The 7,356-nt window shown below is 60.9% G+C and carries 7 protein-coding genes; all 7 read left to right on the forward strand.

Going from position 1 to position 7,356, the window contains the following annotated elements; genetic code table 11:
- Positions 1-1,348 (forward strand): protein translocase subunit SecD (gene secD, locus ACETWG_10220; GenBank protein MFB0516959.1); only part of this gene is annotated, 1,348 nt, incomplete at its 5' end.
- Between the two features lie 19 nt (positions 1,349-1,367).
- The gene (gene secF, locus ACETWG_10225; protein ID MFB0516960.1) at positions 1,368-2,258 is read left to right on the forward strand and encodes a protein translocase subunit SecF; all 891 of its coding nucleotides are present in this window, start codon (positions 1,368-1,370) and stop codon (positions 2,256-2,258) included.
- A gap of 56 nt (positions 2,259-2,314) precedes the next feature.
- Complete coding sequence (locus ACETWG_10230) at positions 2,315-3,571, forward strand: adenylosuccinate synthase (GenBank protein ID MFB0516961.1); 1,257 nt, start codon at positions 2,315-2,317, stop codon at positions 3,569-3,571.
- A complete protein-coding gene (locus ACETWG_10235; GenBank protein MFB0516962.1) occupies positions 3,568-4,485 on the forward strand; it encodes a DMT family transporter in 918 nt (305 codons plus the stop codon). Before ACETWG_10230 ends, ACETWG_10235 begins: the two co-directional genes overlap by 4 nt.
- A gap of 2 nt (positions 4,486-4,487) precedes the next feature.
- Positions 4,488-5,381 carry a DNA-3-methyladenine glycosylase gene (locus ACETWG_10240; GenBank protein ID MFB0516963.1) on the forward strand — a complete coding sequence of 298 codons (894 nt, stop codon included), beginning with the start codon at positions 4,488-4,490 and terminating at the stop codon, positions 5,379-5,381.
- Positions 5,382-5,390: 9 nt separating this feature from the next.
- Positions 5,391-5,891 (forward strand): methylated-DNA--[protein]-cysteine S-methyltransferase, encoded by a 501-nt coding sequence (locus tag ACETWG_10245; GenBank protein ID MFB0516964.1) that lies wholly within the window; start codon positions 5,391-5,393, stop codon positions 5,889-5,891.
- The coding region (locus tag ACETWG_10250) for a carboxypeptidase M32 (protein ID MFB0516965.1) at positions 5,888-7,356 on the forward strand (1,469 nt) is incomplete at its 3' end. The genes ACETWG_10245 and ACETWG_10250, both read left to right, overlap by 4 nt.

The raw sequence follows: 7,356 nt of genomic DNA on the forward strand, positions 1-7,356 counted from the left end.
CGAGCTGGCCGGCATCAAAAATCCCGAGCAGGCCCGGAACCTGATCCAGAATACGGCCCTCTTGGAGTTCAACCTGCTCCAGGACCTGGCTGTCGCCCGGCAGGTTATGCTGGATATTGACGAAACTCTGCGAGCCTCCGGTGCCCCCACCGAATTGGCAACCGGCGACAGCGCCGTCGTCCCCGCCGATACGCTGGAAGAGGCCCTGGCAGCCATCCTGGGCGGCACAGCCGATACCGCAGCCACCCCTGAAGGGATCACCATTTCGGAGGAACTGTTGGGTGAGCATCCCTTCACCAGCTATATCCACGCGGCGGGCAACGATCTGGTGGTTCCGGCCCGCTACCGCCACGCAGTGGAAGCGCTTATGGAACGGGACGAGGTCCAGGCCGCTATCCCTAATGACGGCCTTTTCCTCTGGAGCAACCGTGCCGAGCCCATGCGCGGCACCGGCACCGACGAGGAGTTCTACAATCTTTACTACCTCTATCGCGAGCCCGGTCTGACCGGCGGCGTGATCACCGCGGCTAAGGCTAACCTCGGCTCTCTCGGAAGTACGGCCGCCAACCAGCCGGTAGTCAACGTGGACATGAACAACGATGGCACCAGAATCTGGGCCCGCCTCACTGGTGCCAATGTCGGCCGCCGGGTGGCTATCGTCCTGGACAAGAATGTCTATCTAGCACCGGTAATCCGCACCAAGATCCCCAACGGCCAGACCGTGATCGAGGGCATGGAAAGTATGGACGAAGCCAAACTGGTCGCCATCGTTCTGCGAGCCGGTTCCCTCCCGGCACCAGTGGATATCATTGAGGAGCGGTCTATTGGTCCCAACCTGGGCCAGGACTCCATCCAGCATGGGATCAGGGCGGCCATCATTGGCGGCCTGCTGGTGATCGCCTTCATGGTGTTCTACTACAAAGGCAGTGGATTGATCGCCACGCTGGCCCTGATTATCAATATCCTGGTGGTATTGGCAGCGCTGGCTTCCCTCAGGGCAACCCTCACCCTACCCGGCATCGCCGGCCTGATCCTCACCGTCGGGATGGCCGTGGATGCCAATGTACTCATCTTCGAGCGCATCCGGGAAGAACTGGACAAAGGTAAGTCCATCCGGGCCGCCATTGACAGCGGCTACGGCCGGGCTACCATTACCATCATCGATGCCAACGTCACTACCATTCTGGCGGCCCTGGTCCTCTTCCAGTTCGGTACCGGACCCATCAAAGGATTTGCCGTGACGCTGTTCTGGGGCATCCTGGCCTCCATGTTTACCGCCATCTTCATGACCCGCACCATTTTCATGGCCATGACTCAAAGCCCAAAAGTCAAAACCCTGAGTATCTGATCGGAGATCCCTGCGGAATATGCGCCTGCTAACGAATGTCAATATCGATTTCCTGGGTAAACGGAAAATTGCCGCTATCATCTCCGGTGTGGTCATAGCCGCCGGATTAGTCTCATTACTCGTGAAAGGGGGACCCGCCCTGGCCATTGACTTTACCGGCGGAACACTGGCCCAGCTGAAGTTCTCTACAGCAATTGATATGGGCAATATCCGGGAACGCCTGCTGGACTACGGATTCAGCAGACCCTCCCTGCAGCAGTTTGGTGCTGAGAATGAGATTCTCGTGCGGATACCCGTCGAAGAGACCGGCGAAACACTGAGCCAGCAGCTTCGGGAGGCCTTGACCGGCATGGACTTCGAAATCCGCCGACTGGAAGCCGTGGGATCGAAAATCGGCGGGGAGCTGCGGGGCAAGGCCCTGTCGTCCGTCCTGTTCGCCCTCCTGGGCATCCTGATCTACATCTCCCTGCGGTTCGATCGCTACTACGCCCTCGGAGCGGTGGTTGCCCTGGCCCACGACGTACTCATCACCCTGGGGGTATTCTCCATCCTCAACCTGGAGCTGGACCTGGCTATCATCGGCGCTTTCCTGACCATCGTGGGCTATTCCCTCAACGATACCATCGTGGTATTCGACCGCATCCGGGAAAATGTCAAGATCCACCGGAAGGCTGATTTCTTCATCACCGTGAACAAGTCGGTAAATGAGACCCTGAGTCGTACGATCATCACCTCTTTAACCACCTTTGTGGTGGTGTTGGTCTTATATTTGTCTGGCGGTGAGGTGATTAAGTACTTTGCATTCGCCCTGATCGTGGGCGTTGTGGTGGGAACTTATTCTTCCATCTATGTGGCCAGTCCCTTAATGGCCCTTCTGGAGGTCAGGGCCCAGGCCCGGGCCAGCAAGTAAGTGACTTCCCCCACCATCCTGGCCGCAGAGCCCTCACCACTCAAATTCCTGTTATCATGCCTATAACCGCAGTCATCGGAGGACAATGGGGCGACGAGGGTAAGGGTAAAATCGTCGACCTGCTCTGTGAGGACATGCAGGTGGTGGTCCGCTATCAGGGTGGTGCCAATGCCGGCCATACCGTTCAGATTGACAGCGATATTATCATCCTGCACCAGGTTCCATCTGGCATTCTCCGGCCCGATTGTATCTGCATCCTGGGCCACGGCATGGTGGTGGATCCCGTCTCCTTCGCTGACGAGCTGGACACTCTGGCCCAGCACGGCATTGACACCAAGGGTAGGATTCAGATCAGTCACGCGGCGCACATCGTCACCCCCATCCACAAGGCCATGGACCGGGCCACCGGCCACATCATCGGCACCACTCTCCGGGGCATCGGCCCCGCCTACGCCGACAAGGCCCGCCGCCTGGGCATCCGGGCTATCGACCTGAAAGATACCACCCGCCTGCACCAGTACCTCCAGGACCGACTGAACGTGAGCGTCCAGCAAGGAGAGGTGAAACCAGACGAGCTGGAAAAGGTGCGCGAGGAGGTGGAAGCCTTCCTCCAGACAACCAAACGGCTGACCCCCCTGCTGACCGATACCATTGGCTCCATCCACCAGGCCGTGGACCAGGGTAAAAACATCCTTCTCGAAGGGGCCCAGGGGACCCTCCTGGATATTGATCTGGGCACTTATCCGTACGTCACCTCCTCTCATCCCACGGCGGGGGGGATTGCCTCCGGGCTGGGCCTGCCTGTTCAGAAAATTGACCGGCTGCTGGGAGTCTTCAAGGCCTATGCCACCCGTGTCGGGGCCGGCCCCTTCCCCACCGAACTGACCGACGAAGTCGGGGATCGACTCCAGGAGCAGGGCGCTGAATTCGGTGCCACCACCGGCCGCCGAAGGCGGTGCGGCTGGTTTGACGGCGTGGCCGCCAGCTACGCCTGTAAGGTCAATGGCTTCTCCGAATTGGCCCTCACGAAGCTCGACGTCCTCGATAAGTTCGACACCCTCAAGATTTGCACTGCCTATGAACTGAATGACACCCACCTCACCGGATTCTCTGCGGCCATTCCCCACCTCGATCAGGTGACGCCGGTCTATAACGAAGTTCCCGGCTGGCAGACGGACACTTCCAGGCTGAAATCGGCCCGGGAGCTGCCGCCTGAGGCCCAGAGTTACATCAAACGGCTGGAGGAACTCCTGGCGGTCCCGATCACCCTGGTCTCGGTGGGGGCCGAGCGGAACCAGATCCTTACCTTATGATTCCCCGGCAACGTGTCGGTATGGCTTTCGCCGGCATGTGCCTCATCTGGGGGTCTACTTTTGTAGCTCTCAAAACCGGCCTGAAGGAAACCCCACCCATCCTGGGTGTCGCACTGCGGCACCTGCTGGCCTCCCTGCTCCTCTTTCTGATCATTTACTGGCGCAAATTCCCCATCCCCTTCGACCGGCTGGCCCGCCGCCAATATGTCACGGTGGGAATCCTCAATTTCTCACTCAGCTATTCCCTGACCTACGCCGGCACCCAGTATATCTACAGCAACATCTCCTCGCTGTTGTGGGCCTCCATTCCCATCACCACCGCTCTGGTGGCCCACTTTACGTTGCCCGCTGAACGCCTCTCCTTTATGAAAGGCTTCGGTATCCTGGTGGGCTTTGGCGGCGTGGTCCTGATATTCTGGGGTTACGGCCTGGGCAAAAGCGAAGACCTGCTGTTGGGCATGTCGCTGGTGATGGGGGCCGTTTTGGTTGCTACCTGGCCCAGTGTTTATCTGAAACGCCGGCCCGCTCGCGCCAATCCCGTGGTCCTCAGCGCCGTCACGACCGGCATCGGCGGCCTGACCACACTGCTGGGCAGCCTCCTGCTGGAGTCCCCCTCCCGAATGGTCTGGAGCCCCCTGAACATCGGCATTATTTTCTACCTGGCCATCTTTGGAACCGTGGTGGCCTGGGTGTTCTATTTTTATCTGCTCGAGCACCTGGAAGTTGTTAAGCTTTCATTCGTGGGTTTCATTGCCCCGGTTATCGCCCTGTTCATGGGTATGATTGTGCTGCGTGAAATCCTGCCACCTATCGTATTTCTGGGTGCATTTCTGGTTCTTCTAGGAATCTTCCTTGCCGATGCCCGCCGCTACCTGCGGATCCTGACCCGCCGGCTGGAACGGCTGCAGCTGTAGCCATGAACCTCACCCTCCGCCTGCGCAGTAACGGCCCCACCAACCTGGCCCGCTGCACCCAGCCCGTCACTGAACACCAGGCCGACCGGGAGGCCTTTGCCGATGGCTGCCTGTACCGGGCCAGCCGCATCGCCGGAGTGCCGGTCATCGTCCGGGCTGGCTCTGCCGCCGCCGATGAGCTCGAATTCACGGTCTCACCAGCCGGGAACACCCGGCTTCCCTCGCAGGCGGTTGTCGCCGCCGCTCTGCGCCGCAAGTTCTCCCTGGATCTCGACCTGCCCGCCTTCTACCGGTTTGTCCAGCGGTCGCCGCCCCTGGCCCATCTGCCGGACCGACAGTCGGGACTGAGGCCCATCCTGAAAGACAGCCTGCTGGAGGCCCTGTGCCTGGCCATCATCGATCAGCAGGTGAACGTCACTTTTGCCGCCCGACTGAAGCGCCGGCTCCTGCAGACCTGCGGCCGGGTCTACCATCTACAGGGGCAGGAGCTCTGGCTTTTCCCCACCGCCGCGGAACTCGCCGCCCTCGATCCTGACACTCTCCACGCGCTGCAGTTCACCGGAAGCAAAAGCCGCTCCGTTGTCGAGCTGGCTCGCCGCTTCCTGGCTGAACCGCGCTGGGAAGCCCTCGCCGGCACTGACGAGGAGGTCGTTGCCGAGCTGTGCACGCTCAGGGGCGTGGGCCGCTGGACCGCGGAATACAGCGCCATGATGGGCCTGGGACTGGTTGATACCCTACCCGCCGCCGATATCGGCCTGATGCGCATGGTGCAGCGGGTCTACGGCCTGGCCGAACGGCCCGGTGAAAAACTGGTGCGTGAAATCGGCCGGGACTGGTCTCCCTGGCGCGGATTGGTTACATTTTATCTCTGGCATCAGGAAGATACCGGGAATTAGGAGGTCGTCATGCTCGCCTGCGATCGTTTCACGACACCTATCGGCGAAATCACCATCGTGAAGAGTGCCCGGGGTGTCTGTTATATCGGCCTGCCGTCCCCGCCTATGGCCCAGGTTGAAGCCTGGGTGCGCCGCCATTTCCCCGGCGAATCCTTACGGCCTGCTGCTGGACCCTTCGACCGGGAACGCAGCGAGCTGAGCGAATATATCGCTGGCCGCCGGATGACCTTCACCTTTCCCCTGGACCACCGCAATACCCCCTTCGCCCTCCAGGCGCTGGTGGAAGTCAGCCGCGTACCCTATGGTAAGACCGCCACTTACGGAGATATCGCCCGCCGGGTTGGTCAGCCCCGGGCCGCCCGGGCCGTCGGACAAGCGCTAGCTGCCAATCCCCTGGCATTGGCAATTCCCTGCCACCGCATCGTGGGCCGCGACGGCTCCCTCACCGGCTACGGCGGAGGACTGGCACTGAAAAAGCAGCTGCTGCAGTTGGAAGCGCGCGCGAAATGAGCCGGAACCTGGACATCCTGATTAACGAGATGCGGGTAATCACCCAGCTGCGCCGGGTGGCCGCAGTACTCAGTTGGGACCAGGAAACCTACATGCCCCCCCAGGGTGCCCAGGCTCGAGCGGACAAAATCTCCCTTATACTGAGCATGGCCCATGCCCGCTTCACCGGCACCGATTTCCACCGCAGCCTGGGTGAACTGGTGGAGCTTTCCACCGGCAAAGTGCTGACTGATGGCCTGGCCCCGGAGCAACTCCGACTGCTGGAGATGACCTGGCGCGACTGGCGCCGTGCCACGGCCCTCCCGGTCGAGTTCGTCGGCGAACTGGCCCGCCTAACCTCCGAAGCCCAGCACATCTGGGGCGCGGCCCGCCGCAAAAGCGACTTCAACCTCCTGGCTCCTTATCTGGAAAAAATTATCGACATGAAACGCCACGAGGCCGACTACCTGGGCTATGAGCAGGTACCCTACGACGCTCTTGTCGATGGCTTCGAACCTGAGATGACCACCAATCAACTCAACAGGCTGTTCGATACACTGCGCCCGGCACTGGTCGATTTGCTGGCACGCATTAAGCACGCCGATACTCCGGATCAGAGCAACATACTCACTTGCGATTACGACGAAACGAGCCAATGGGAATTCGGGCTGGAAATCCTCCGTGACATGGGCTACGACCTCAACCGTGGCCGGCAGGACCGCTCTGCCCACCCCTTCACCACCGACTTCCACCCCAGCGACGTGCGCATTACCACTCGCATCAGCCGCAACGACCTCGCCAGCGGGCTCTTCAGCACCATCCACGAAGGGGGGCACGCCCTCTACGCCCAGGCCCTGAATGACCAGCACTTCGGCACCCCCCTGTGCGAACCCATCTCACTGGGCATCCACGAGAGCCAGTCGCGGCTGTGGGAGAACTACGTGGCCCGCAGCCGGCCCTTCTGGGTATGGTATTACCCCCGCCTCCAGAAACGCTTCCCAGAGCAGTTGGCTGAGGTCACCCTGGACCACTTCTACGCCGCCATCAATACGGTTACCCCCTCCCCGGTCCGCGTGGAAGCCGACGAGGTGACCTACAACCTGCACATTATGCTACGCTTCGAGCTGGAGCAGGCCTTCATCAACGACAGCGTGGCAGTGAACGACCTGCCGGCTCTGTGGAACGAGGGGATGCAGAAGTATCTCGGTATAACGCCGAAAGATGACGCCGAAGGGTTGCTCCAGGATATCCACTGGAGCATGGGGGCCATCGGCTATTTCCCCGCTTATGCCCTGGGCAACCTGTACGGCCGCCAGTTCTACGAAGCGGCAACGGAGCGGATTGAGGGCCTGGAGGATAAGATCGCCCGGGGCGACCTGAAGGCGCTGCGGGAGTGGCTGCGTGAGAACATCCACCAGGTAGGCCGGGCCCGGACCGCCGCCGAACTCGTGCAGGAACTCTCCGGCCAGCCGCTGTCGGCCGAACC

This window comes from Candidatus Neomarinimicrobiota bacterium (assembly GCA_041862535.1).
Lineage (GTDB): Bacteria > Fidelibacterota > Marinisomatia > SCGC-AAA003-L08 > TS1B11.